The 25,398-nt window shown below is 67.6% G+C and carries 16 protein-coding genes; 13 read left to right on the top strand and 3 right to left on the bottom strand.

What is annotated here, in order from left to right:
• Positions 1-94: 94 nt before the first annotated feature.
• From OG218_RS00770 to OG218_RS00740, 7 genes are read left to right on the top strand one after another with little or no spacing between them, the layout of a single operon-like run.
• Complete coding sequence (locus OG218_RS00770; RefSeq protein ID WP_328291299.1) at positions 95-1,627, top strand: ABC transporter substrate-binding protein; 1,533 nt, start codon at positions 95-97, stop codon at positions 1,625-1,627.
• Positions 1,627-2,565 carry an ABC transporter permease gene (locus tag OG218_RS00765; RefSeq protein ID WP_328291298.1) on the top strand — a complete coding sequence of 313 codons (939 nt, stop codon included), beginning with the start codon at positions 1,627-1,629 and terminating at the stop codon, positions 2,563-2,565. Before OG218_RS00770 ends, OG218_RS00765 begins: the two co-directional genes overlap by 1 nt.
• Positions 2,565-4,325, top strand: coding sequence for a dipeptide/oligopeptide/nickel ABC transporter permease/ATP-binding protein (locus tag OG218_RS00760; protein WP_328291297.1), 1,761 nt, complete (start codon positions 2,565-2,567; stop codon positions 4,323-4,325). Before OG218_RS00765 ends, OG218_RS00760 begins: the two co-directional genes overlap by 1 nt.
• A complete protein-coding gene (locus tag OG218_RS00755; protein WP_328291296.1) occupies positions 4,322-5,224 on the top strand; it encodes an ATP-binding cassette domain-containing protein in 903 nt (300 codons plus the stop codon). Before OG218_RS00760 ends, OG218_RS00755 begins: the two co-directional genes overlap by 4 nt.
• Before the next feature lie 11 nt (positions 5,225-5,235).
• The gene (locus OG218_RS00750) at positions 5,236-6,762 is read left to right on the top strand and encodes a glycoside hydrolase family 43 protein (RefSeq protein WP_328291295.1); all 1,527 of its coding nucleotides are present in this window, start codon (positions 5,236-5,238) and stop codon (positions 6,760-6,762) included.
• Positions 6,763-6,785: 23 nt separating this feature from the next.
• Positions 6,786-7,694: a nucleoside hydrolase gene (locus OG218_RS00745; RefSeq protein WP_328291294.1), complete on the top strand. Its 909-nt coding sequence runs from the start codon at positions 6,786-6,788 to the stop codon at positions 7,692-7,694.
• Positions 7,695-7,734: 40 nt separating this feature from the next.
• On the top strand, positions 7,735-10,140 hold the full coding sequence (locus OG218_RS00740; RefSeq protein ID WP_328291293.1) for a glycoside hydrolase family 2 TIM barrel-domain containing protein: 2,406 nt from the start codon (positions 7,735-7,737) through the stop codon (positions 10,138-10,140).
• A gap of 240 nt (positions 10,141-10,380) precedes the next feature.
• Here the strand turns inward: OG218_RS00740 and OG218_RS00735 are convergent, their stop codons facing one another.
• Complete coding sequence (locus OG218_RS00735; RefSeq protein WP_328291292.1) at positions 10,381-12,828, bottom strand: putative bifunctional diguanylate cyclase/phosphodiesterase; 2,448 nt, start codon at positions 12,826-12,828, stop codon at positions 10,381-10,383.
• Between the two features lie 1,013 nt (positions 12,829-13,841).
• On the opposite strand from OG218_RS00735, the gene OG218_RS00730 reads away from it, so the two are divergent.
• Positions 13,842-14,147, top strand: a complete 306-nt coding sequence (locus tag OG218_RS00730; protein WP_328291291.1) for a DUF4193 domain-containing protein — start codon at positions 13,842-13,844, stop codon at positions 14,145-14,147.
• 228 nt (positions 14,148-14,375) lie between these two features.
• Here OG218_RS00730 and OG218_RS00725 read toward each other — a convergent pair whose 3' ends face one another.
• On the bottom strand, positions 14,376-15,518 hold the full coding sequence (locus OG218_RS00725) for an IS701 family transposase (protein ID WP_328291290.1): 1,143 nt from the start codon (positions 15,516-15,518) through the stop codon (positions 14,376-14,378).
• A gap of 178 nt (positions 15,519-15,696) precedes the next feature.
• On the opposite strand from OG218_RS00725, the gene OG218_RS00720 reads away from it, so the two are divergent.
• Positions 15,697-17,307, top strand: coding sequence for a methyl-accepting chemotaxis protein (locus OG218_RS00720; protein ID WP_328291289.1), 1,611 nt, complete (start codon positions 15,697-15,699; stop codon positions 17,305-17,307).
• Between the two features lie 169 nt (positions 17,308-17,476).
• On the opposite strand, the gene OG218_RS00715 is transcribed toward OG218_RS00720, so the two are convergent.
• Entirely contained in the window at positions 17,477-17,890 is a 414-nt protein-coding gene (locus OG218_RS00715) for a RidA family protein (protein ID WP_442906440.1), read from the bottom strand.
• A gap of 328 nt (positions 17,891-18,218) precedes the next feature.
• Between OG218_RS00715 and OG218_RS00710 the strand changes: the two genes are divergently transcribed.
• The 4 genes from OG218_RS00710 to OG218_RS00700 all read left to right on the top strand — a co-directional run bounded on the left by OG218_RS00710 (position 18,219) and on the right by OG218_RS00700 (position 24,719).
• On the top strand, positions 18,219-19,817 hold the full coding sequence (locus OG218_RS00710) for a methyl-accepting chemotaxis protein (RefSeq protein ID WP_328291287.1): 1,599 nt from the start codon (positions 18,219-18,221) through the stop codon (positions 19,815-19,817).
• Positions 19,818-20,654: 837 nt separating this feature from the next.
• On the top strand, positions 20,655-23,444 hold the full coding sequence (locus OG218_RS00705) for a putative bifunctional diguanylate cyclase/phosphodiesterase (RefSeq protein WP_328291286.1): 2,790 nt from the start codon (positions 20,655-20,657) through the stop codon (positions 23,442-23,444).
• 179 nt (positions 23,445-23,623) lie between these two features.
• On the top strand, positions 23,624-24,085 hold the full coding sequence (locus OG218_RS26475) for an ATP-binding protein (protein ID WP_442906341.1): 462 nt from the start codon (positions 23,624-23,626) through the stop codon (positions 24,083-24,085).
• Between the two features lie 208 nt (positions 24,086-24,293).
• On the top strand, positions 24,294-24,719 hold the full coding sequence (locus tag OG218_RS00700; protein ID WP_328291285.1) for an STAS domain-containing protein: 426 nt from the start codon (positions 24,294-24,296) through the stop codon (positions 24,717-24,719).
• Positions 24,720-25,398: the final 679 nt, after the last annotated feature.

The following is a 25,398-nucleotide window of genomic DNA, read 5'->3' as shown; positions in this document are numbered from 1 at the left end:
TCGTTCGGCACACATTTCGCGACGTCCTGGTGACACGAGTCAGTGACTCGTGTCAGTATAACTCCGCAAGCCCCCGAGTCTCACTGGAGAGAACATGAAGCGGCGTACCTTCCTTGCAGCCACCGGCGCCACCGGCGCAGTGGCCGGTCTCGCGGCCTGCGGCGGCGATGACGACGGATCCTCTGGATCCGCCAGCACCACCCTCACCCTGGCCACCGTCGCAGCGCCCCTCCCGTGGGACCTGAAGGACGCCGGCCTCGGAAACAACGCGATCTACTACCAGCCGGTCTACGACCCGTTGCTGCATCTCAACGCCGCCGGGGAGGTCGAGGAGAACCTCGCCACCCAGTGGGACTACGACGACACGGCGACGGTCCTCACGCTGACGCTGCGTACCGACGTGAAGTTCAGCGACGGCACCGCGTTCGATGCGACCGCTGTGAAGGCGAACCTCGAGAACACCAAGACCGGTGCCAACGAGGCCGCCACGAACATCGCCTCGATCGCGACCGTCGACGCCGTCGACGTGAGTACCGTAAAGATCACCCTCTCCGCCCCGGATCCCTCGCTCCTGGTGAACCTCGGCAACGTGTCCGGGATGATGGCCAGCCCGAAGGCGATCGGGACCCCGGCCCTGCAGACGGCCCCGGTCGGCAGCGGCCCCTACGTCCTCGCGACCTCGGGCACCACGGCGGGTTCGCAGTACACGTTCACCCGCAACGCGAACTACTGGAACGCGGCGAAGTTCCCCTTTGACACGATCGTGTTCAAGTACCTCTCCGACCCGACGGCCCTGGTGAACGCCCTGCGTTCCGGCCAGGTCGACGGCGGTCAGATCTCCGACTACAAGCAGGCCGCTCCGCTCAAAAGCGCCGGCCTGGACGTCGTCGAGTACGTGACCGGTGACGTCGGTGGCCTCTACATCTGGGACCGCGGCGGTTCGATGGTCCCGGCGCTTGGCGACGTCCGCGTCCGCAAGGCCCTCAACATGGCCTTCGACCGCGACTCGATCCTGACCTCGGCCCTGGGTGGCCTGGGTTCGACCACCGAACAGGTGTTCAACCCCGACAGCACCGCCTACGACCAGACCCTGAACGACACGTACTCCTACGACGTCGCCGGGGCCAAGGCGCTGCTCGCCGAAGCCGGCTACCCGAACGGGTTCGAGGTCTCAATGCCTGACTTCTCCTCGTTTTTCCCCGCTCCGCAGGCCGTCATCACCGAGGCGCTGCAAGCAATCGGCGTCACTCCGAAGTACGAAACGGTTCCCGCCGACCAGCTCATCAACGACCTCCTCGGTGCGAAGTGGCCCATGAGCTACTTCACCCTGGCGTCGTTCCGCTCCTGGGACACCGTGCTGATCCAGGTCAGCCCGACCGCCCTGTGGAACCTCTTCAAGTACACCGACCCCAAGGTCGAGGAACTCATCGCCACGGCGCAGAACACGCTCGACGAGACCGCTCAGGCCGCCGCGTTCAAAGAACTGAACGACTACATGGTGGACCAGGCGTGGAACGCCCCGTGGGACGTCGTCAAGGCGAACTACGTGACCTCCAAGAAGGTCACGGTCGAGATGCGTTCTTTCGCGCCGGCGCCCTGGATCTACGACTTCACCCCCGCCAGCTGATGGTCGGGTTCCTCGCGCGCCGTGTCGGTGCGGCCGTCGTCCTCGTGTTCGTGATCTCCAGCCTCACGTTCCTGCTGCTGCACTTCACCGGTGGGAACCCGGCGCGGAACATCGTGGGACAGGCGGCGACGGCTGAACAGGAGGCGCAGAAGGCGGCCGAACTCGGCCTCGACCGGTCCCTCTTCTCCCAGTACGCCACCTGGCTCGGTCACCTGGTGCGCGGGGACCTCGGTTCCTCCTGGTTCACCGGCCAGCCGGTGAGTTCCACGATCGGCAACGCCCTCCCCGTCACGATGTCCATCGTCCTGGCCGGGCTGCTGCTGTCGGCCGTCGTGTCGGTCCTCCTCGGGGTGGCTGCCGCCGTCCGCGGTGGCTGGCTGGACCGGTTGCTGCAGATCGTCTCGGTCGTGGGTTTCGCGGTGCCCAGTTTCCTCGTCGCCCTTGTCCTGGCTCTGTTCGTCGCCGTGAAGTGGGGACTGCTGCCCGCCACCGGCTACACGACCTTCGCCGACGGCCCGTCGGCGTGGGCGAAGTCGATCGTCCTGCCCGCGTTGTCGCTGGCGATCGGGGCCATCGCGGCCACGGCGCAGCAGGTGCGCGGCTCGATGCTCGACGTGCTGCGGCGCGACTACGTCCGCACGCTGCGTGCCCGCGGTCTGAAAACCTCCAGCGTCCTCTACAAGCACGCGCTGCGGAACGCGGCGCCGCCCGCGCTGACCGTCCTGTCACTGCAGTTCATCGGCCTGATCGGTGGCGCCGTCGTCGTCGAGAAGGTCTTCGGCCTCGCCGGTGTCGGGTCCGCGGCGCTCTCGACCGCGTCGCAGGGTGACCAGCCCGTCGTGCTCGGGATCGTCCTGGTGACCGTCGTCCTCATCGCCGTCGTCAACGTCCTCATGGACCTGGCCAACGGCTGGCTCAACCCGAAGGTGCGTGTCTGATGGCCGGCTCCGCCAAACCCGCCGTCACGTCGCGGAACACCCTGGGATGCAAACTGCTCCGCAGCCCGCTGGCGATCGTCTGCCTGATCGTCATCGCCCTGCTCGTGCTGATCGCGGTCTTCGCGCCCTGGCTGACCGACGAGGACCCGGCCCAGTCCTCGGTCGTCGACGCCCTCGCCCCGCTCGGGGGTGACCACCCCCTCGGCACCGACGGCGTCGGCCGCGACGTCCTCGCCCGGTTGCTCTACGGGACGCGCACCAGCCTCGTCGGAACCCTCATCGCGACCGGTGTCGCGCTGGTCATCGGGGTGCCGGCTGGTCTGGTCGCGGGGTACTTCCGCGGGTGGTTCGACGCGATCGGCTCCTGGGTCGCGAACCTGCTGATGGCCGTGCCGGCGATCATCCTGCTGCTGGTCGTGCTGTCCGTCATCGGTCAGTCCACCTACCTCGCGATGGCGGTGTTCGGGGTCCTGATGGCCCCCGGCGTCTACCGGCTGATCCGGGCCTCGGTGACGGCGGTCCGCGAGGAGTTGTACGTCGACGCGGCGCGGGTCGCGGGGCTGTCCGACGCCCGCATCGTCCGTCGTCACATCCTCCCCGTCGTCGCCGCCCCCTCGATCATCCAGGGCGCGCAGATGCTGGGCGTCGGGATCATGATCCAGTCGGGTCTGGAGTTCCTGGGCCTCGGGTCCTCGGCCGAACCTAGCTGGGGTTCGATGCTGTCGGACGCTTTCCAGAACATCTACGTCGCCCCGATGCTGCTCGTCTGGCCCGGTGCGGCGCTGGCCATCGCGGTCACCGCGTTCGCCCTGCTCGGTAACGTCCTGCGCGACGCGATCGAGAACGTTGAGGTCCCGCGCAAGGCCAAGGCGTCGCGGAAACCCGCCCCGGTCACCGCCGACGACCGCGCGGCCTCGGTGCCGCTGCCCGAGGTCGTCGGCGACGAGCTCGTGGTCCTCGACCGCCTGCAGGTCACCTACCCCCGCCCCGACGGCAGCACCTCCGTCGTCGTCGACGGCGTCTCGCTGACGGTCCGGCGCGGCGAGGTCCTCGGCCTCGTCGGCGAGTCGGGTTCCGGCAAGAGCCAGACCGCGTTCAGCGTCCTCGGCCTGCTGCCGCCCTCGGCCTCGGTGCACGCCGAACGCGCCGAGTTCGACAGCCGGGAACTGCAGAAGATGTCGGCCTCCCAGCGCAACGAGCTGCGTGGCAAGCGCATCGGCTACATCCCGCAGGAACCCATGAGCAACCTCGACCCGTCCTTCACGATCGGGTCGCAGCTGGTGGAACCCATCCGTCAGCACCAGGGGCTCTCCAAGGCCGCGGCGAAGGAGAAGGCGCTCGGGCTGCTGGCCCGCGTCGGTATCGCCGACCCGGCCCGCGTCTTCGGGTCCTACCCGCACGAGGTCTCCGGCGGCATGGCGCAGCGCGTCCTCATCGCCGGCGCTGTCTCCTGCGAACCCGACCTGCTGATCGCCGACGAGCCCACCACCGCCCTCGACGTCACCGTCCAGGCCGAGGTGCTGGAACTCATCCGTTCGCTGCAGCTGGAACGGAACATGGGTGTCCTGCTCGTCACGCACAACTTCGGTGTCGTCGCCGACATCTGCGACCGCGTCGCGGTCATGCAGACCGGCCGGATCGTCGAACAGGCCGAGGTGCACGAACTGTTCGCGAACCCGCGTCACGAGTACACCCGGATGCTGCTGGACTCCACGCTGGAGGACACCGCCCCCCGTCCCGCGCTGGAGGTGCGGTCGTGAGTTCCGTGAACACCCCGAAGCCCCTGCTGGAGATCGAGGACGTCGTCGTCGAGTACGCGTTGAAGGGGCTGCGCAAGAGGCCTTTCCGTGCGCTGCACGGGGTGTCGTTGGAGATCGCGGCCGGTGAGACCGTCGGCCTGGTCGGGGAGTCCGGGTCGGGTAAGACGACGCTGGGCCGCGCGGTCCTGGGGCTGGCGCCGGTCACCGCTGGCGAGGTGCGTTTCGACGGGAAGGTCATTTCGAACACGTCGAAGGCCACCCGCCGGGCGTTGTCGAACGACATCCAGGTCGTGTTCCAGGATCCCTACACCTCGTTGAACCCGGCGCTGACCATCGAGGACATCCTCACCGAGCCGCTGCTCGTGGCGGGGACCTCACGAGCCGCGGCGACCGGACGTGTGCAGGACCTGCTGGACGAGGTCCGGTTGCCCTCCGACGCCGGCCGACGGTTGCCCCGGGAGTTCTCCGGCGGCCAGCGCCAGCGCGTCGCGATCGCCCGGGCGCTCTCGCGCGACCCGCGGCTCATCGTCTGCGACGAACCGGTCAGCGCGCTGGACCTGTCGAACCAGTCGCGCGTGCTGGACCTCTTCATCGAGATCCAGGAACGCACCGGTGTCGCCTACCTCTTCGTGACCCATGACCTCTCCGTCGTGCGCCACATCAGCCACCGGGTCGCCGTCATGCGGGCGGGAGAGATCGTGGAGACCGGGCCGGCAGGCACGGTCACCTCGGAACCGGAGCACCCCTACACCCAGCGTCTGCTTCTGGCCGCTCCCGTCGCCGACCCGACGCGACAGGCCCAGCGTCGCGCCGACCGATACCGTCTCATCGCGGCCCAGGCCGACATGGACGCGCAGGCCGGCGCCGGTGTCGGATCCTCTATCGCAGGTCAGAGCTGAGAGAGCAGAACGTGACGCACAACCCCTGGACCAACCCCGTCGTGCCCGGTTTTCACCCGGACCCCAGCATCTGCGAGGTCGACGGCACGTACTACCTGGCCTGCTCGAGCTTCGAGTACCTGCCCGGTCTGCCGTTGTTCACCAGCACCGACCTCGCGACGTGGGAACCGATCGGCCACGTCGTGACCCATCCGGAACAGCTCGCCTCGCGGGAGATCCCGACCAACGGCGGTGCGTGGGCGCCGACGATCCGGTTCCACGACGGCGTGTTCCACGTCGTCGTGACCGACGCGATGGGCCGCGGGAACCTCCTGTTCACCACGACCGACCCGGCCGGCAAGTGGTCCGAGGGAACCCCGACCACTGGTGTCGACGGGATCGACCCGGACCTCGCCTGGGACGCCGAGGGCACCTGCTACCTGACCTACTCCGGGCTGCTGCTGACCGCGGGTGACGGTCCGCGCCACCTCGGGATCCAGCAGGTCCGCCTGGACACCGAGACCGGTGCGGCGCTGGAGGAACCGCGTTCGCTCTGGTCCGGCACCGGTGGGATCTTCCCCGAGGCGCCGCACCTCTACGAGATCGACGGGACCTGGTACCTCATGGTCGCCGAGGGTGGGACTGAACGCGGTCACGCCATCAGCATCGCCCGTGCGCCCTCGCCGGTCGGCCCGTTCGAGGGCTGCCCGGGGAACCCGCTCGTCACGGCGCGCGGCACCGACCGTCCCGTCCAGAACACCGGTCACGGCGACCTGTTCCTCACCCCCGCCGGCGAGTGGGCCGTGGTCTGCCTGGGCGTCCGTCCGCGCGGCATGGTGCGTTCGTTCTCGGCCATGGGTCGCGAGACGTTCATGACGACGGCGCGCTTCGGCGACGACGGCTGGCTGCAGATCGACCCGGTCGAACTGGACGCACCCGGCCCCGGGGTCACCCTCGACGAGGAGTTCGACGAGCCCGCGCTCGGCCTGCCCTGGTTGACGATCCGTCGCCCGGCGGCGGAGTTCTCCTCGCTCACCGAACGTGCCGGCTGGCTCGTGCTCACCGGCGACGGCGCGACGATGGACGACGACCGCCCCGCCTGGGTCGGCCGTCGTCAGCAGCACGAGATCACCGAGGTCACCGCCGTCGTGGACGCGTCCCAGGGGGTGGGCGGGTTGAGCCTGCGCATCGACCAGGACAACCACGTCGACGTCGAGGTGGACGGCCTGGCCGAGGGTGGCCCCGTCGTGCGTGCCCGCGGCGTCGTCGCCCGTCTCGTGCAGACCTGGGAGGCGCCGGCCCCGGCCGGTCCGGTGACCGTTCGCCTGACCACCACGCAGCCGGAGTCCGGGTTCAGCCTGCGCGCCGTGACCAGCGACATCGTCACCCTCTCCTTCGACGGCCCCGAGGGGACCGTGGAACTCGGCGAGGTCGACGGCCGGACGTTGTCCGCCGAGGGCGCTGGGTCGTTCACAGGCCGCGTGGTCGGTGCGTTCGCCGGCGCCGGCACCGTCGCCTTCGACCGCGTCTCCTACACCGGTCGGGACGGCGGACGATGACCTGGTCGCAACATCCTGCCCGGATGCGGGTCCTCAGCGACAACGACTACGCCGGAGACCCGGACGGGCTCGTGCAGTTGGCGCACCACGCGTTGTCGCCGTCGGTCGACCTCGTCACGGTGATCTCCTCGCACCTGCGTCCGGGGGACCCGTTCGACGACTCCGGGCTCTCCGCGGAGCACGGTGCGTCGGCGGCGCGTCGCGTCCTGGAACTCTCCGGCCGCGGTGACGTCCGCGTCGTCGCGGGGACCGAGCAGCAGTTGTCGGACCGCTCGACGCCGATCCGTTCGGCGGGCGCCGAGGCGATGGTCGCCGAGGCGATGCGGGAGGACACCGACCTGCCGCTGTTCGTGGTGCTCGGGGCCGGGCTGACGGAACTCGCCAGCGCGTGGTTGCTGGAACCCCGCATCTCGCAGCGGCTCACGGCCGTCTGGATCGGGGGACCGGAGCACCCGGGAGTTCCGAAACCCCCCGGCATCGGGCCCTCCGAGTACAACCTGCGCATCGACGTCACCGCTGCGCAGGTCGTGTTCGACGACTCCGACATCCCGCTCTGGCAGGTCCCGCGCGACGCCTACCGTCAGGTGCTCGCGAGCATGACTGAGCTCCAGCAGCGCATGGGCGACCAGGGGGAACTCGGCAAGCACCTCTTCGCGACCCTCGACGGGATCGCGGACATGTGCGGGACCTTCGGGATGTCGATTGGTGAGACTTACGTCCTGGGCGACACCCCGCTGGTACTGCTCACGGCGTTGCAGAGTTCCTTCGAGGCCGATCCCTCGAGCTGCAGCTACCGCACGGTGGGCTGCCCGCGGATCGACGACGAGGGCGAGTACGTCCCGGGTTCGGCCGGTCGCCCGATCCGGGTCTACGACCACCTCGACACCCGCCTCGCGGTCGAGGACCTCTACGCCAAACTAGCCCGGTTCTGACCCGCAGGCGCGTCGCACACCGCTAGGAGAAGCACTACCCATGCCCGCAACCGCCTTCAACACCGGCTGGACTTGTCGCACACCGTCCGGGCCGTTCAGTGCCGTCTCCGGCGGGACCGACAGCGGAATCCCAGTGCACCTGCCACACGACGCTCTTCGCGATGCCGAACGCAGCGCGCAGGCCCCGGGCGGCGGAGCGACGGCTTACCACCCGAGAGGTGCCTACAGCTACACCAAACGGTTTGTGGTGCCGTCGCAGTGGCGCGGGAAGGTCGCCCACCTCGAGGTGGAGGGGGCCTTCCGCCGCGCCCAGGTGTTCCTCAACGACGAATTCGCCGGTAACCATGCGGACGGGTACGCGCGCTTCTTCGTCGACCTCACTCCGTACCTGCGCTACGGCCAGGATAACGAGGTGCGCATCGAGGTCCGCAGCGGAGAAGATTCGCGCTGGTATTCCGGGAGCGGACTGCACCGGCCGGTGACCCTCCACATCGAGGACCCCGTTAGCATCGTGGCCGACGGTGTGGTGATCGAGACCCTCGACCTCGAACCGGACCAGGCTGTCGTCGAGGTGCGCACCACCGTGCAGAACCTTGAGGTGGCGACACGGACCGTTCGGGTCGCCGTCGAGGTTCGCGACGCCGACGGGGCATCGCCCGCGGCGACCTTGACACCGCTGACCTTGGCCGGGGGCGAGACGGGCACCGTCCGGCAACGCCTGTACCTGGCTGCGCCGCGTCCGTGGTCGGTCGATGAGCCGCACCTGTACCGGGCGCGGGTCTCCCTCGACGGCGCCGAGTCGGAACGGCTCGTCGCCTTCGGTGTCCGCACGATCTCGGTCGACCCGCGCAAGGGTCTTCGCGTCAACGGGGAGCCTGTCCTGCTGCGTGGCGCGTGCGTCCACCACGACAACGGACCTCTCGGGGCGGCCGCACCCGGCCGCGCCGAGGAGCGACGCGTCGAACTTTTGAAGGCCGCCGGGTTCAACGCGATCCGGGCCGCCCACAACCCGTTGTCCCGGGCCATGCTCGACGCCTGTGACCGTGTGGGGATGCTGGTGATGGACGAGGCGTTCGACATGTGGACCCGGTTCAAGACGCCCTACGACTACGCGGCCGAGTTTCCGCAGTGGTGGGCCGAGGACCTGGCTTCGATGGTGGCCAAGGACCGGAACCACCCCAGCGTGATCATGTATTCGATCGGCAACGAGATTGTTGAGGTCGGTACCCCGCACGGCGCGCGCTGGGCTCGTCGCTTGGCTGACCACGTCCGCTCGCTCGACCCGACGCGCCCGGTGACCAACGGTGTCAACGCGCTGCTGGCCGTCATCGACGAAGTACCCGCCATTACCGCAGAACTCGGTGGCCTCAACGAGGCCATGGCTGATGGGAACGTCTTCGCCGCGGTCAGCTCCAGTGCGACAGCGACAGCGCGCATCGAAGAATCTAGCGCCGCCCTCGACGTGGTGGGGATCAACTACGGAGAGTCGCGCTACGCGCAGGACGCCGTCGACTACCCCGACCGGGTCATCGTCGGCTCGGAGTCGTTCCCGTCGTTGATCGGCCGGTTGTGGCCGATGGTGCTGGACAACCCGAACGTTATAGGTGACTTTACGTGGACGGGCTGGGACTACTTGGGCGAGGTCGGGATCGGGGCCACGGCCTACGTCTCCCAGACGGACGCGGTGGCTAGTCTCGAACGCGAGTTCCCCTACCTGACTGCCTGGTGCGGGGACCTGGATATCACCGGGTTTCGGCGGCCTGTCTCCTACTACCGGGAGATCGTCTACGGACTGCGCCTTGAGCCCTACCTGGCGGTGCAGCGACCGGAGCACACCGGGGACAAGATCTCCATGCAGTCGCCGTGGGCTTGGAGTAATTCTGTTTCGTCCTGGACGTGGTCGGGTTTCGAGGAGGTGGACGTGACGGTGGAGGTCTACGCGAACGCCGACACGGTGCGGTTGTTCCTCGACGGGCGAGAGATGGGGAGTGCCGAGGTCGGTACCAGGCGGCCTATGCTGGCCGAGGTGACCGTTCCGTACGGGCCGGGACGGCTTGAAGCGGTTGCGCTCCGTCGGGGTGTCGTCGTCGGCCGGACGTCGCTGATGACGGCGGGAGCGGCGCGGCTGACCGCGGTAGCCGACCGCACCGACTTGCTTCCCGACGACGCGGACCTGAGTTTCGTCAGCATCGAACTACGCGATGAATCTGGGAACTTAGTGATGAACGACGATCGCGAGGTAACCGTTACGGTGGCAGGTGCAGGCGTCCTCGCAGGCGTGTGCAGCGCACGACCGAAGACCATCGAGCACTTCGCCGATGCCACGTGGCGCACCTTCGACGGCAGGGCACTAGCAGTCGTGCGTCCCTGCGGTATTGGAGTGCTAACCGTTCAGGTTTCGTCACCAGGGGAGGACGACGTGGTGATCGAGCTGACTGTCGGGTGATTTGACCATGATGGCCATGTGGTGTGTCCCATGTTCCGCACCGCGGGATGACCGTGAAGTCGTCAGCCCAGTGCGCGGGCGCTTCGGCTACTAGTTCCAGCTCATCCCTGGCGGCGTCCACAGCCAGCTCCAGCCGAGCCTGTCCTTGAGTGACCCCGTCTTGGTAAGCGCCGTGACCGTGCGGCCTTCGCCGTGTTCGCGCGTGGTCCTGGAGACGTCCAGATGAGCAGCGGGCCCGGTTCAGGCGTCTGTACGCACCTGGCGGGGGAGGCGGGGTGACTGTCGGCTCAGCCAGCGGTCAAAGTCGTCGGCAGGCAATGGTTTGGCGTGGAGGTAGCCCTGGGTTTCGTCGCAGGCCAATTTCGTCAGGGCAGTCAACGTGGCTTCGTCTTCGACGCCTTCGGCCACGACGCGCAAGCCCAGGTCGTGGGCCAGAGTGATGGTGTTGGCCACGATTGCGGCGGCCCGGGGGTCGGCGAGCAGGTCGAGGGTGAAGGAACGGTCCAGCTTTAGCTCACTGACGGGTAGTTGGCGCAGTTGAGTGAGGGAGGAGTAGCCGGTGCCGAAGTCGTCGATGCTGACCTGCGCGCCGAGGGCACGCAGAGCTTCGACGACGGCAAGGCTGCGATCGGGTTCACGCAGCAGTGCGGTTTCGGTGACTTCCAGCACCAGTGACGTGGCCGGCAGGTCGTGTTCGCTGAGCAGGGCGTGGACGGTTGTGGGCAGGGAGGCGTCCAGTAGCGTCCCGGCGGCAAGGTTCACTGAGACACGCACGGTCAGCCCGGAGCGGCGCCAAGCGGCCTGCTGGGCGACGGCCTGATGTAAGACTTCGCGGGTAATGGCGTCCATAAGGGCGTGAGACTCGGCGAGGGGTAGGAATTGTGCGGGCATGAGCAGGCCCAGGACTGGGTGCTGCCATCGGACAAGGGCTTCGACTCCGGCGAGCTCGCCGGTGCTGGTGTGCAGTTGGGGTTGGTAGTGCACGCGCAGTTGCCCGGCGGTGATGGCGCGGCGCAGTTCGGCGACCATGGAGAGCAGATCTTGTGGCTGGCCGTGTCGGATGGGGTCGAAGGTCACCGTACGTAGGTCGTTGCGTTTTGCGTCGTACATAGCGATGTCGGCTCGGCGCAGCAATGCTGCGGCGTCGAGGTTCTCGGTCGGGGCGTTCTGTGAGGTGGCGATCGGTGTACTGCCGATATTGGGTACAGACCAGGTGGCGCGGCCGATGCTGAGGTCGACGTGCACGCTCATCCCAGTGAGGGGAAACGGTTCGCGTAAGGCGTGCTCGAGCGTACTGAGGACTTTCTCGCCGTGGGGCCCGTCGTCGCTGATGATGGCGAACTCGTCACCGCCGAGGCGGCCAAAAACCGCTGATGCCGGTAGGGCCGGTTGGATGCGTTGGGTGACCATGCAGAGGAGGTCGTCTCCAGCGCTGTGACCAAGGCTGTCGTTGACGTCCTTGAAGTGGTCGAGGTCGAAGACCACCACCTGCACTCCCCGGCCCGCAGTCTTGCGCTCACCCGCGAGTACAGCCCTGCTGCGCTGATGCAGGAGGCGATCCAGGTGACGCAGGATGGCACGACGGTTGGCGATGCCAGTCATGTCGTCGGTCAGGGCTTCCCTGCGGCTAATAGCCAGCTGGGCCAGCTCCGTCAAGTTCACCAGCAGGCGGATACTGGAGCCGAGGACGCCGGCGAGTCCGCACACGGCGAGTATTCCTGGTGCGCCGGTGGCCACGACGGCCACGGCGATGCCGAGGCCGGCGAGGACGATGACGAAGGACCCGACGGTGGACTTCACCGGGTCTGAGGACTGGGTAGGCACGAAGCGCACCGGCAGCAGAGCCGCACTCGAGAAGGCCAGCAGGCCGAGGGCCCATACCTGGATCGTCCACATTGGTCGTGTTCCACCATCGAGCAGTGCGGCTGCACCACCGGCGCCGGCCAGGGCGTAGGCGGCAGTGACCAGCCATAGTCGCGGGTCGCGATACAGGCGCCCGGAGAAGGCGGCGGTCAGGGCTGCCGTGACGAGGACGAGGACGGCGGCGTCTTGGACGATGAGTAGCTGTACGTGCCAGTTCAGTGAAGTCAGCAGCAGTCGCCCCGCGGGACCTGCTGGTGAACCGCCCGCCAGGCCTTCGATGACCGGAGACCCGGCGAAGGGCTGCTGCGTCCAGACCAGGACACTGCCCAGGACGGCGATCACCACGAGGACCGAGCTGGTGCCGTTGAGCAGGTCGTCGGCGTCTACCCCGGCGCCGTGGCGGCTCCAACGCACCAGGGCCCGGTAGGCCAGCGGGAAGGTAATCGCGGCGCAGGCGGCTGCGGGCACATCGACCAGTGCTGTGGTCGCGGGGATGAGCATGAAGGCGACGGTGGTGACCGCGCCGACGCCGTAGAGCAGGCATGCAAGGCTGAACATGCGCCAGACGATGCGTTCGGCGGTGGATCGCCGCGCCCGCCAGGTCAGGATCCACCAGGTAGCGGCTACGGCGGTGCAGGAGAACCCGAACGTGAGCGCCGGCCACGGATTGGCTCCGTCACCGTTGTAGCTACCGTGGAACGTGACGAGCAGCAGACCAATTACTGAGATCAGTAGCAGGAGGATGGCGGTCCGTGGCAGCGTCGGCCGCCGTGGACGCCACTGCTGTGACGACGTGGGGGCACCGGCTCGGTGTAAGGAGAACACGTTGTTGCCTCGGCGTACTGCGGGGCGGCAGTGAGTGATCCGTCGAAGGTTCACCCTTTCGGTCATTCGGGTGTCTTAACACGAACCCAGGGGCTACGAGCGGCGATCGGTGCTGTCGGACGGATCAGACAGGTCCAGCCGTAGTGATCCCAGCGAGCCTGCCCTTGGGGCAAAGCTGTGAAGCATCTCGAAATATTCGACTTGATCGAGCTTGCGCTCCCTCAACAAGAGCGTGGAGTCGTCGACGGCCGCCTCGCCCGTACCGCGGGATGATCGAGTGCTGCGCGCGCACTGACCATCGCTGGCTGCCGTCTCACTCCACATTGACAGAGAGGGGTGCGCCCGGGGGCTGGTCGTGCGCTATAGGGGGACACGACCAGCCCTCACCCGCTCCGGGGGGACAGCGCAGGTAGCAGCTAGTCGATCCCATCCCGAGGCCTTGGGCACGCTGAAGTCGCTGAAGTCGCTGACGCAAGCTTCGGATGAAGCGTGGGACGTGGGGAAGACGGCGCTGCAGATAAGGACGGTGCAGATGAGGACGGTGCAGATGCCGATGGCCGGGCGCATCCCCTCGCGCCCGGCCATCAACCCCCGATGCATCGAGGCAACCAGCTCGGGCGGTCGGATGCATCCCCGAACGGGGCCGATCCGCTGACCTGCACGAGATGATCCCTGCACTGGCCCACGACAAACAGGGCCAGGCATCGGGTCGAGTCGCTATCTCCGGCATCCCCCCGGTTGCGGTGGAGGCAGCGTCTCGACCGTCTATCGCCTCAGCCGTCACTTCTGTTACATCGCTTCCCTGCTTTTCGTGGTGGGAGTGAGGAGCGGTTGAGCGGTCAGTGCCCAGGCTGGCCTCAGCCCACCCTGGCGGTCCCATTAGGCAGGGGGATCGCCGCAGCGCGGCGTTCGACGCGTTCAGGTCGAGTTCGTTGCCTCGCAGGCGCCATGATGCGCGAGCACCGAACGACGGACAGAGCAAACGATGGACAGAGCACGGAAGAGGTAGCGAGATGGCGACCGACTACGACGCACCCCGCAAGAACAACGACGACGAGGAGGGCAACGAGTCCTTGGAGGAGCTGCAGCAGCACCGCGCGACCTCCACCGGATCCTGGCGTGTCGACGAGGACGAGAACGAAACGGCGGAGTCGTTTGAGTTGCCCGGCGCGGACCTGTCCGAGGAAGAGCTGACGGTGCGGGTGTTGCCGGCTCAGCTGGATGAGTTCACCTGCACCAGCTGTTTCCTGGTCGTGCACCGCAGTCAGCTGCACACCACCAGTAGCGGCCCGCTGATCTGCGGTGACTGTGCAGCCTGAGCACAGCTCAACGGACACGCACCGCTTAGTACTGCAACGGCACTTACGGTAGGATGTGTCCGTGGCGTCGATAGTGGCAGGTGCGTGCTTGGTGCTGGCGCCGGCGCCGCCAGGTCGACCACCGCCAGACGTGCTCGGCGCTGTGCTCAACGGTGAACACGAGTTTAGCCAGCAGGCGGCGAATCTCGGGCACCGTGTAGTCGATCAGTCCAGCTGCGAAACTGCAGTTCAGGCGCCGCCAACCGGCTCGAGGCCCCCCTTTTCAGGAGTACTGACCAAGCTGGATCGTGTCGCCGACAACCAGGCCAGAGTCAGCATCGACAGGGTGATGTGCGCGTACCAGGCCCGGTAGTCACGCACCTGATAGTGATCCAAACCGGCCTCGTTCTTGGCCTGCTGAAAACACTCCTCGATCCGCCAGCGTGAGCCGGCGACCCGGGCCAGGTCCGCCAAGCTCGTAGTGCGGGGACCGAAGCAGATGTAGTAGGCCAGCTCCCCGGAGGCGATCGAGCGCCTGGCCAGTAGCCAATGCCCGCGTCCGCCTCGCCAGGCGACACGGATCGGAATCCGAGCCCACTCACTAATGCGTTCCCCGTGCGCGCCGGAGCCGGTGCTGTAGCTGCGCCATGACCGCGCCGGCAGTTCATCGACGAGTTCCGCTACCCGACGCCACGTCGCCTCAGCGGTGATGACCGTCTGCGTGCTCTTGCAGGACAACACGTGCGCAACGTCCTGGGCTTCCAGCCACAGACGCAGATCAGTGTCCTGCCCGTACACCTCATCGGCGGTGACCCAGGCGAACGGAACATCGGCGGCCACAGCGCGGGCGATCATCGCCCGCGCCTGCACCGTCTTGGTAGCAAAGTCGACGTCGTCGGGGATACCGGCGGCGCGGCAACGGTCACGGTCTTCGGTCCACGATTTCGGCAGGTAAAGCTCCCGGTCGATCAACGCGTGCCCGCGCGAGGAGGCGTAGGCCAGGAAGGTGCCGATCTGGGAGTTCTCGATCCGCCCCGCGGTCCCGGAGTACTGCCGCTGCACCCCCGCCGAACGCAGCCCCTTCTTGAGGAAGCCGGTCTCGTCGACGATGAGCACCCCGTCAGCGGCGCCGAGGTGCTCGACGATGTAGTCGCGAACATCGTCCCGGACCCCGTCGACGTCCCAGTCGGCCTTGCGCAGCAGTCGCTGCATTCCGTCGGGTGACACCTCGCCCGCCTGCTCGGCCAGCGTCCACCCGTTCTTGCGCTCCAGCCCGGCCGCCAACCCGGCGACGTAGGCGCGCACCCGCGCCCGCGGCTCCGCCCGCGCGAAGCGCGATGCGATCCGCTCGTGCAGCCGGTCCAACTCGGTCAGCGCCGTATCCACCACCACGACACCATCTTCTACCACAAGTGCCGTTGCAGTACTAGAAGCTCTCCTCACTGATGTGTAGGTCGCAATCAAGAAAACAGAGGCCTGGTCCTGGTCCTGTCGTGTCCGCGACCTACTCGCTACGGGCCACGGATGCTTCATGCTCAAGGAGCGCGGGTGAGGCGCCGATGGAGCAGCAATGAGCAATCCTGCCCCCCGCCCTACTGGCCGGCGCCGTTTCGCTGATCGACCGGTAGCAGTCCGGATCGCTTCCTCCGTACTGGTAGGACTGGTCGCCACTGGCGCCGTTGCGGGCATCGCGTTGCGAGAGCTGGACTCCGAGCGTGACCATGCTGTGGCCCTGCACCAGGTGGGTGTCGCGCTGCAGAGCGCGGGGAAGTTCCAGCAGTTGACCTCTCAGGCCCGCTTTGATGCCACCCTGATCGCTTGGGTGCCGGGTCTGAGCCAGGATCCGACGTTCACCAAGGCCTACCGCGATGACGCCGCCGCTGTCGATGCCCTGCTGAACGCTGTTCAGGCACAAGCCCCGAAGGCTCAGCAGGCGGCATTGGCGACCTTGAGCCAGCAGTGGACGACGTGGAAGAACGCTCAGGACCAGCTCGTGCAGCGGGCAACCAGCGGTGACACCGCGGGGGCAGGGGCCTACTACGTCTCCGACGTGGTCCCGGCGTGGGAGGCAATGCAGAAGAGTCTGGGCGCCCTGCAGGAGACCAACGCTACCGCCGCCGACGCCGCCTTGGCTGCGACCCAGGACGCCTATGCCCAGGGCCGTCTGCTGGTACTGCTGATCGCACTCGCCGGTGCCCTGGGATCCCTGGGGGTGGGGGTACTGGTGGCCCGTGGCATCACCCGGCCCGTCCGCGAAGTCGGGCGTGTCCTGGGCGCTCTGCGCGAGGGGGATCTGACCCAGGACCCGGCGGTGAGCAGTCGCGATGAGGTGGGACAGATGGCGTCCGCGCTGCACGACGCCCTGGTCTCGCTGCGCCAGACGTTGCAGGGTGTGGGACTCAGCTCTGATCAACTGTCTCAGGCTGCGACGGAGTTGTCCTCGACGTCGGTGGCCATCTCCCGTTCCGCCGATGAGTCCGCAGCTCAGGCCGCGGTGGTGACGAGATCGGCCAACGATGTGGCCACCAGTGTCCAGACCGCTGCGGCCGGTGGCGGTGAGATGGAGATCAGCATCCGGGAGATCGCCTCCAACGCCGCTGAGGCCGCCGCCGTCGCGGCGCAGGCTGTCGCCGAGGCGGAGTCGACCACCGTGACGATGACCAAGCTGGGGGCATCCAGCCGCGAGATCAGTGATGTGGTCAAGGCAATCACCTCCATCGCCGAGCAGACGAACCTGCTGGCGTTGAACGCCACCATCGAAGCCGCCCGGGCGGGGGAGTCCGGTAAGGGCTTCGCGGTGGTGGCCGGAGAGGTCAAGGAGTTGGCGCAGGAGACCGCTCGGGCCACGGACGACATCGCTCGGCGGGTGGAGGCGATCCAGGCTGACACGGCCGGGGCGGTGGCGGCGATCGGGAGCATCTCCGAGACCATCGCCCGGATCAGTGATTTCCAGACGACCATCGCCTCGGCGGTGGAGGAGCAGACCGCGACCACGAATGAGATGTCCCGTTCGGTGAGTGAGGCGGCTGGGGGTGTGGGGGAGATCGCGACGAACATCAGTGGTGTCGCGGCGTCGGTTCGTGTGACGACGGACGCGGTGACGCAGTCGCAACGCAACGCGGGAGAACTCGCTCGGATGTCTGGAGAGTTGAAGGTCCTGGTCGACCGTTTCCGATTCTGATCTCACGATGCGACCCGGCGGCTAGGCGGGCAGGCGGGCAGCTGGCCAGGCGGGCAGTGGCATGACCGAGCGTTCCGCTCCTCGACACGAAAGCAGCGTTGCTTGCGGCAGGAACCCCGCCCGTATCGCGTGATGACCGGTCAGGTCGACACCCGCCGGAGGTCTTTGGCTAGTGCGTGGAGGTGGGTGCAGCAACGACTGCGACTGCCTCCACTTCCACCAGTTGGTCTGGCCAGCCCAAGACGCTGACGCCGAGGAGTGTCCTGGGGGCGTCGTGATGAGCGAAGGTGGCGTGAACGACGTCCCAGACGGCGTTAAGATCCTCGCGCTGGCTCGTGGCGACGTAGACGGTGCTCTTGACGACGTCGCTCAGCTCCGCACCGGCCTCACGCAAGGTGGTCACCAGGTTGGCCATGACCTGCTGTGCCTGGCCGACGTATTCACCGACGGCGACGGTCTGCCCGTCGGCGTCTAAGGGGCAGGCTCCGGCGGTGTCGCCGGTCTGCTCCGCGCTGGTGGTTGCGGCGTAAGCGTAGGGGCAGGGAGCCTGATCGGTGAGTGCGGCTGGGCAGATGAAGGTGATGACTTCGTCGGTCACGATGAGCCCCCTGGATGGGGGGTCGGGGCGGAGAGCACCTGGTTTGAGTGGCAGAGGGCTCTCCTTCATGGGCGCGTTCGTCGGCTGCTAGCGAGCACGCACACCGCGGGATGACCGCGACGTCACGAGCGTGATCAGCACCGGCTCGGGTGAACAGCAGGACACGCGAAGAGTCGGCCGCGCTTGACGCAAGCTTCGCCATCAGGCTGCCGATAGAGACGAGGACCTCGACCCGCCCGCATCGCCCTGCGCCTCCACCACGCTCCTGCTCCGCACCCTGCGCCGTGCGAGAACCCCCAGGAAGGCCCCACCCATGAAGGCACTGCGCGATCTGAACGTCGCTCCCAAACTCTTCGTCGGCTTCGGCGTCGTCTGCCTCCTGCTGGCCGCAGTGGTCGCCCTGGGCATCTCCCGGCTCGGCTCCTCCCAGGCGAACCTGTCGCTGATGTCGAATAGCGGCATCGCCTCCGTGCAGGGCATCGCCACCGTCAAGAGCAACTTCCTCACCACCCGTATCGACATCCTCAACGCCGCCCTGGCCCCCGGTGAGGCCGCCACCACCGCCGCGCTGTCGGCGATGAGCGATGACGACGGCGCCTACGACACGGCGTGGCAGGCCTACCTGAAGACCTCCCCGGCAGCCACCGACGCCGACCGCGCCAAGGCCCAAGACCTCATCGCCCAGTACCGCACCGCCCGCGAGCCGCTGATCGCGCTGGCCAAGGCCAACGACGTGGACGGGTTCATCGCCGCCCGCGACGCGTCGCTGGCCCCCCTTGCCAAGCAGCTGCTGGCGCAGCTGGACGCCATCGCCACCACCGAGCAGGACGCCGCGAAGGTGATGGCCGCGCAGGGCTCCTCCGACTACCACTCCGCCGTGATCGTGTTGCTGGTCATCGGCGCGGTCGCCCTGGCCATCGCCGCGGTCGTCGCCGTCGTCATCTCCCGCTCCGTCGCCGTACCGCTGGCCCGCACCCTCACCGTCGTGCAGGGTCTGGCCGAAGGCCGCCTGGACCAGCGCGTGGGCATCGAGACCCGGGACGAGGTCGGTCGCCTCGGCGCTGCCGTCGACGTGACCATGGAACGGTTGAACACCACCATGCGCCGCATCGCGGAGAACGCCACCACCCTGGCCGCCTCCAGCGAGGAACTGACCACCGTCGCCACCCAGCTCTCCTCCGGCGCGGAGGAGTCCGCTGCCCAGACCCAGGTCGTCTCCGCCGCGACTGAGGAGATCTCCGCCAACATCGGCACCGTCGCCGCTGCCGGGGAGGAGATGACCGCGGCCATCCGCGAGATCGCGACCTCCACTGCTGAGGCTTCTTCGGTCTCGGCGGACGCCGTCTCCAGCGCGTCGCAGGCCTCGGAGACCCTGGAGCGTCTTTCCGCCTCCTCCCGCGAGATCGGCGACGTCGTCAAGCTCATCACCTCCATCGCGGAGCAGACCAACCTCCTGGCGCTGAACGCCACCATCGAGGCTGCCCGGGCGGGGGAGATGGGCAAGGGTTTCGCCGTCGTCGCCGGGGAGGTGAAGGAACTGGCCCAGCAGACCGCGCGGGCCACGGAGTCCATCACGACCCGGGTCGCGGCCACCCAGAACGACGCCTCTGAGGCCGCGTTCGCGATCGGGGGGATCAGTGAGGTCATCGCCCGCATCGACGCCCTGCAGGCCACCATCGCTGCGGCGGTGGAGGAGCAGTCGGCGACGACGTCGGAGATGGTGCGCAACGTCACCGAGGTGTCCTCGGGGAGTCAGGAGATCGCGCTGAACATCTCCGGGATCGCCGCTGCGGCGGATCAGACCACTTCTGGGGCCAGCCACACCGCCACCACCGCGGGTGAGGTCTCGCGTACCGCTACGGAGCTGAACGAGCTCGTCAGTCAGTTCACCCTGGCTCGAAGCGGAGTGTGAGGTCAGATCGCGGATCTTTGGGTCTCTCGATCTCTCGATCTCTCGATCTCTCGATCTCTCGATCGCTTGACCGTGTCCCTGATTCTCCTGTTCAAGACGTTGTCGACCATCCCCGGTGGGACTGGCGCCGGGTCACGTGAAAGCGGGTGCAGTCGTGTCTGAGGTTGTCTCTGATGCCGTTCCTGATGCTGTGTCTGAGGCCGGGTCCGGGGCGGATCCTGGGGGCCACGTGGTCTTGAGGGGCCATCGACCGGGTCAGCCCGCTGACGGTGATGTCAGTGGCTTCAGCGCCATCGGGATCGAGGTCGTCAAGACGTTCGATGTCAGCGGCAGGTGGGTGTGGCGAGGAGCCGGCGGCCACAGTGCCCACCTGGTGCGGGAGCGTTCAGCGAACAGTTCCAGCCCGTGGACGTTATGCGGTAAGAGGGTTCGTGGGCCCCGACTCGCCTGGCGCGGGGTGTGTCACCATTGCCGACGGCGGGGCGCGGATCTTGACGCCGAACCCACCCCGGCGCGTGACCGTACCCTGCCGAGGCCACTTGCTCAGGCGCAGCTCAACCAGTGAGGTCTTCGCGCCAACGATCGCCGTGACCGCATCGGGGTGGCCTCTTCACGCCCCGCCCCGCCCCGCCCCGACCCGACCCGCTCGACGTAACCGTGACCAACCCTGCGCCTGCACCTACTGCGGCATGATTGTGAGTCGCGGCCGGTAGTGACGGAGCTCGCATCTCGGATGACCGCGAGGTCACTACGTCCTTGTGCTCGACTCGCACTGCTTGGCATCAGATCATTTGACCGCATCGGGCCGTCCGGCGATCAACTTGATCGCTGCGCCGAGTGCAGTGGCGGCGATGGAGCAAGTTTCTTGGTGGTGTTGGCGCCTCTGGACCTGCAGATGGGGGACCGGTCTCCGAGGACATGTGCTGGGCCCGAAAGTATGCGTGTGTCCTCGGTGAGATAGAGCTGGAGAAGTCAACCATCCAGCCGATCCGAAGTGCAGCACAAGGTGCCGATACTCAGCCGGTGAGGACCCTCCCGCTACGCCGCCGGATGACCAGTGCACCGTCGCTGCCTGTCGTCGTCAGCGTCGTGCTCAGCGTCGTATCCGCGGTTGTGCTCGTTGGCCTCAACGTTCTCACGACCCACGTAAAACAGTGGGTGGGTAGTAGTAACGGGCTGGTGGACCCCGGCTCAAGGGTTTCGTGGGTGATCATCGCCGCGGTCGCTCGGATCGTGATGTTTGTCGCGGCCGCGACGGTGATGCGCTGGCGTGCACGGCAGGCGGGGTCCGAGACTGCGGTGTGGCGTTGGCTGGCCCGTGCCGCGGTCCTCGCCGCGGGCGCGTCCATCCTGGCCGCAGGCGTGGACATTACCGCAGCGCACGGCGCTCCGATCACCACGCTGACGTCGGTGGCGGTGGGTTCAGCGATCTTCAACCTCGGGGTCCTCGCCGCGTGCCCACTGCTCTACCAAGCCCTGATCCACTGGAACCGCTACGGCACCCTGACCGCCGAACCCGGTGACTGGCTCAACGGCATCGGCGCAGTGTTCGCCTTGGCCGCCCTGGGCAACCTCACCATGCTCTGGCTGCACTCCCCACTCTCGTCCTGGCCGGGCTGGCAACTGCAGCTGTGGCTGGTCCGGATCGCGGCAGAGATCTTGGTTGTCGGTACCGCTGCCACCATCCTCATCATCGGCGGGCTGCTCCGCGACGTCCGCGTCTGGGCCTTCACCCTCGCCGTGACCGTGGCCGCCGGACTGGACGCCGCCCACATCGGCGACCCGGCGGCAGCATCCGGGACCGCCTCCTACTCCGACCTGGGTTACGCAACTGTGATCGTGGTCCTGGTCATCTGCGCGCTCCTGCCCGCGCCCGCGCCGCTACCGCGCCCCAGCACCTCCGAGGCCCCCACCGCCGGATCCTTCATCATCCTGCTGGTCAGCATCAGCGTCCTGGTCGGCACCGGCCTGCTCATCTACACCCACACCCCCGGCTCCACCGTCTGGTGGGCGACGCTGTGGGCCGGGACAGCAGCGGCCGCGGTCTCGCTGCGCGGTCTGCACTCCATCCACCTCCTCGCCCACCTGCTCATCAGCCGCCACGAAGCCCTCACCGACGACCTCACCGGACTGGCCAACCGTCGAGCCCTGGACCGTCGACTCATCGAAGACACCACCGCTGCTCGTCCTTTCACTTTGGTGATCATCGACCTGGACGGGTTCAAGCAGATCAACGACCGGTTCGGCCACGCCGTCGGTGACGAAGTCCTGCGACGAACGGGCCGCCTGCTGAACACCGTGGTCCACGCACCCGCCCTCGCCGCCCGCCTGGGCGGGGACGAATTCGCCGTCGTCTTCCCCGGTCACTCCCTGCTGGCCGCGCAGGATGTCTTCGTTGCCCTGGCCCACGCGACCCGAGAACCCGTCCAGATCGACGGGCGCCGCCTGCTCATTCACGGCAGCGTCGGCATCGCCGTCACCGACCCCGGCGACACCCCCGAACAGGTCCTCCGCCACGCCGACGCGGCGATGTATCGAGCCAAGACCGCCGGCGGCGACCGCTACGAAATCCACGACGAAGTCGCAGCGCACCACGCAGCACAGCAAGCGCAACTGGTGGAAGAGTTGAAAGCCCTCCTCGGCGCACGCGATGCCCGAGACGACGTCGAGACCGGCCGCCTGCTCGTCTACTACCAACCGCAGCTCTGCCGCACCGGCCGCGTCGTCGGGGCTGAAGCGCTGGTGCGGTGGGACCATCCCCGCCTGGGCGTGCTCACACCGGACGCTTTCCTCGACCACGTCGAGGACTACGGCCTCATGCACGCCCTCACCACCGAAGTCATGCAGCAGGCGATCCACCACGCCGCGCACTGGCAGTCGATGTGTCCACGTCTTGATCAGGACCTTGGGCATGACGCCGGGCATGACGCCGGGCATGACGCCGGGCATGACGCCGGGCATGACGCCGGGCATGACGCCGGGCATGACGCCGGGCATGACGCCGGACACGACGCCGGACACGACGCCGGACAGGGGCTGCGGATCTCAGTGAACCTCTCGGCCACCTCCTTGACTCACCCCGACCTGCTGGGCCTGATCGACCGCCTCCTGGCCGAGTCCGCCTTGACGCCGGCTGCTCTGGTCCTGGAAATCACCGAGACGTCCATCATGGTGGATCCGGAAGAGTCCATCGCCCGCCTCCACGACCTGGCCGGGCGTGGGATCGCCATCAGCATCGACGACTACGGCAGCGGCTACTCCTCCCTCGCCTACCTCAACAACCTGCCCGCCAGCGAACTGAAACTCGACCGCTCCCTCACCCAGCAGGTCACCACCACAGCGCGGACGGCGGACATCGTCGCCGGCACCGTCGCACTGGCCCACCGCCTCGGTCTGCGGGTAGTTGCCGAAGGTGTCGAGGACACCACCATGCTCGTCGCTTTACACGAGCTGGGTTGCGATGAGACGCAAGGGTTCCTGCATGCCCGTCCCATGAACGGGGAGGCTTTCACCGCTCACCTCGCCCTCGAGGCTGCCGCTGTCACCGCACCGATCGCTACCCCCCCGACAGCGCCCGACACGACACCATCACCTTCCCGGACCTACCTCCCCGTGACCAGCCTCTGACGACGTCCCCAGTAGCTGACGACGTTGACGAATGCTGCGGCGGGTACCAGCGGCGGGTACCGGAGGTGAAGACCCACCGAGACGGGGCGTCGACCGCGTCGTGTCCCGGTCAATGTCAGACAATCCCCGGCCTGAAGATCAGCGAGCAGAACACCCACCACACCCCGACCATTAAGCGCATGTGCACCACAACTCGATCCTCGCGAGCGAGCCTGCCCGCCACGCTGACCTCCGGGCGACTCGCGCGACGCTTCCTCAACGAGCACTGGTGCACCCCCCACTGCAGCGCCGACCTCGATCAAGCCCGCCTGCTCATCACCGAGCTGGTCTCCAACGCCGTCCGCTACGGCGGGCCGCCCATCACCGTCGAAGTCGAGTGCATCGGCCCCGAAGGAGTTCTCCTCTCTGTTAGCGACGGCAGTGATGAAGACCCTCCCGCCCCTCGAGTAGTTGACCCCCACGCCTTCGGAGGACGCGGGATCCACCTCATCGACCACCTCAGCGCCGAGTGGGGAATCCAACACCCCCACCACCTGGCAGGTGGCCAGCATCACCACCAGCACGGCGCGACCGACGCATCCGCTGGCGTCAGTACCGGCAAGACCGTGTGGTGTCGCCTCGTCCCGGCTGGGATCTCCTAGAGCCCCATCACCCCTACGTCGCCTACACCCCGTACCGCCATCGCCATACCGCCGTCTGACCCCCGACACTCCCTTCCATCCACCTCCTCGTACACGTGTTCTACGCTCGACCCCGGCCTGGACACGACCCCGTGGACAGAAGCCGAGACGAAGCTGACGGAGCTGACGGAGCTTCGGGAATAGCGGACACAGGCAGAGGGGGTGGGGTATGAACGAGACCGACACGGCCTTCGAAGCGACCACCAGCGCGGACACCGGCCTAGACACCGAGCAGGCGACGAGCCAGACCTACGCCAGGGGTGACGCCGTCGGCGGTGGTCAGATCCTCATCGACCACACCGCAAAGCGGACCACCATCACCCTGCACGGAGAGGTCGACGCCGCCATCGGCGGGCGCCTGGACACCTTGCGGGAGGAGGCAACAGCCGCCGGCCACCACGTCACCATCGACATCAGCGCCGTCTCCTTCATGGACTCCACCGGTCTCGCCTTCCTCGCCCAGCTCATCCGCGGCAGCACCCCCCAACCGGTGCGGCTCCTCAACCCCGCCCCACAGGTTGCCTACCTACTCAACGTCAGCGGCCTTAACAACCTTTTCGCCATCGACGTGGGCGTAGGCGTCGCGACCGAGTGACCAACCGACTGCACCGCAGTTCCTCGATGATGCAGTAAGAGCGACCGGCAATAGGCGGAGAACGGCGGTGACGCTGGGGCGCTCCGCACGGCGAGGAGCCCACTAGGGCAGCGCCGTCGAGTAGTCACCGCAGGGCACAAGCAGGTGGGTCCCGCTACCTACTGCCGGTCGCTCTAAGTCAGCCAACGTGCGCGGCGAGGAAGTCCAGCAGTGCCGGGGAGGGCACGGCCCGCCGGACCACGCGGGTGCCTTCACTGACCAAGATTAGCGGGCAGTGGATCCCCCGGCGGCCCAGGTCAGCAACGACGGGCTGCGGTAGGGGCTGGGCTGGGGTCAAGGTCAACAGCTGCTGCCGGCGACCCATGGTCAGTTCAGCCCACCAGGTCTGTAGCGCCATCCAGTCCTGCTCGGCCGTGGCGAGGTTGGTCGGTGCCGCGGCAGCACCGGGGGTGATGGCAGCGGATCCACGTTCAGGGGCTGGGGCGGACATGGAGGGGACTATCCGGCACCGCCAGCGTCGACGCTCGCTGATCACGCCGGATGGCTCAAGCAGAGGGTCGGCGACACCGCTGTCTTGGTCAATCGAGGCCATCGGCTTAAAGCGACCGGCAGTAGGCGGCGGGCCCGCCTGCCTGCACTGCGATGGACTACTTGACGACGCTGTCGCAGTGGGCTCCTC

Source organism: Kineococcus sp. NBC_00420, assembly GCF_036021035.1.
Taxonomy (GTDB): domain Bacteria; phylum Actinomycetota; class Actinomycetes; order Actinomycetales; family Kineococcaceae; genus Kineococcus.
The sequence above is the reverse complement of the archived record's forward strand: the minus strand, read 5'-3'. Positions and strand labels throughout refer to the sequence as shown.

Coding starts and splice junctions, on each gene's coding strand:
- OG218_RS00745 (WP_328291294.1), top strand. CDS start 6,786: ATGCGGGTCCTCAGCGACAACGACTACGCCGGAGACCCGGACGGGCTC.
- OG218_RS00740 (WP_328291293.1), top strand. CDS start 7,735: ATGCCCGCAACCGCCTTCAACACCGGCTGGACTTGTCGCACACCGTCC.
- OG218_RS26475 (WP_442906341.1), top strand. CDS start 23,624: ATGTGCACCACAACTCGATCCTCGCGAGCGAGCCTGCCCGCCACGCTG.
- OG218_RS00700 (WP_328291285.1), top strand. CDS start 24,294: ATGAACGAGACCGACACGGCCTTCGAAGCGACCACCAGCGCGGACACC.
- OG218_RS00730 (WP_328291291.1), top strand. CDS start 13,842: ATGGCGACCGACTACGACGCACCCCGCAAGAACAACGACGACGAGGAG.
- OG218_RS00760 (WP_328291297.1), top strand. CDS start 2,565: ATGGCCGGCTCCGCCAAACCCGCCGTCACGTCGCGGAACACCCTGGGA.
- OG218_RS00770 (WP_328291299.1), top strand. CDS start 95: ATGAAGCGGCGTACCTTCCTTGCAGCCACCGGCGCCACCGGCGCAGTG.
- OG218_RS00720 (WP_328291289.1), top strand. CDS start 15,697: ATGAGCAATCCTGCCCCCCGCCCTACTGGCCGGCGCCGTTTCGCTGAT.
- OG218_RS00765 (WP_328291298.1), top strand. CDS start 1,627: ATGGTCGGGTTCCTCGCGCGCCGTGTCGGTGCGGCCGTCGTCCTCGTG.
- OG218_RS00710 (WP_328291287.1), top strand. CDS start 18,219: ATGAAGGCACTGCGCGATCTGAACGTCGCTCCCAAACTCTTCGTCGGC.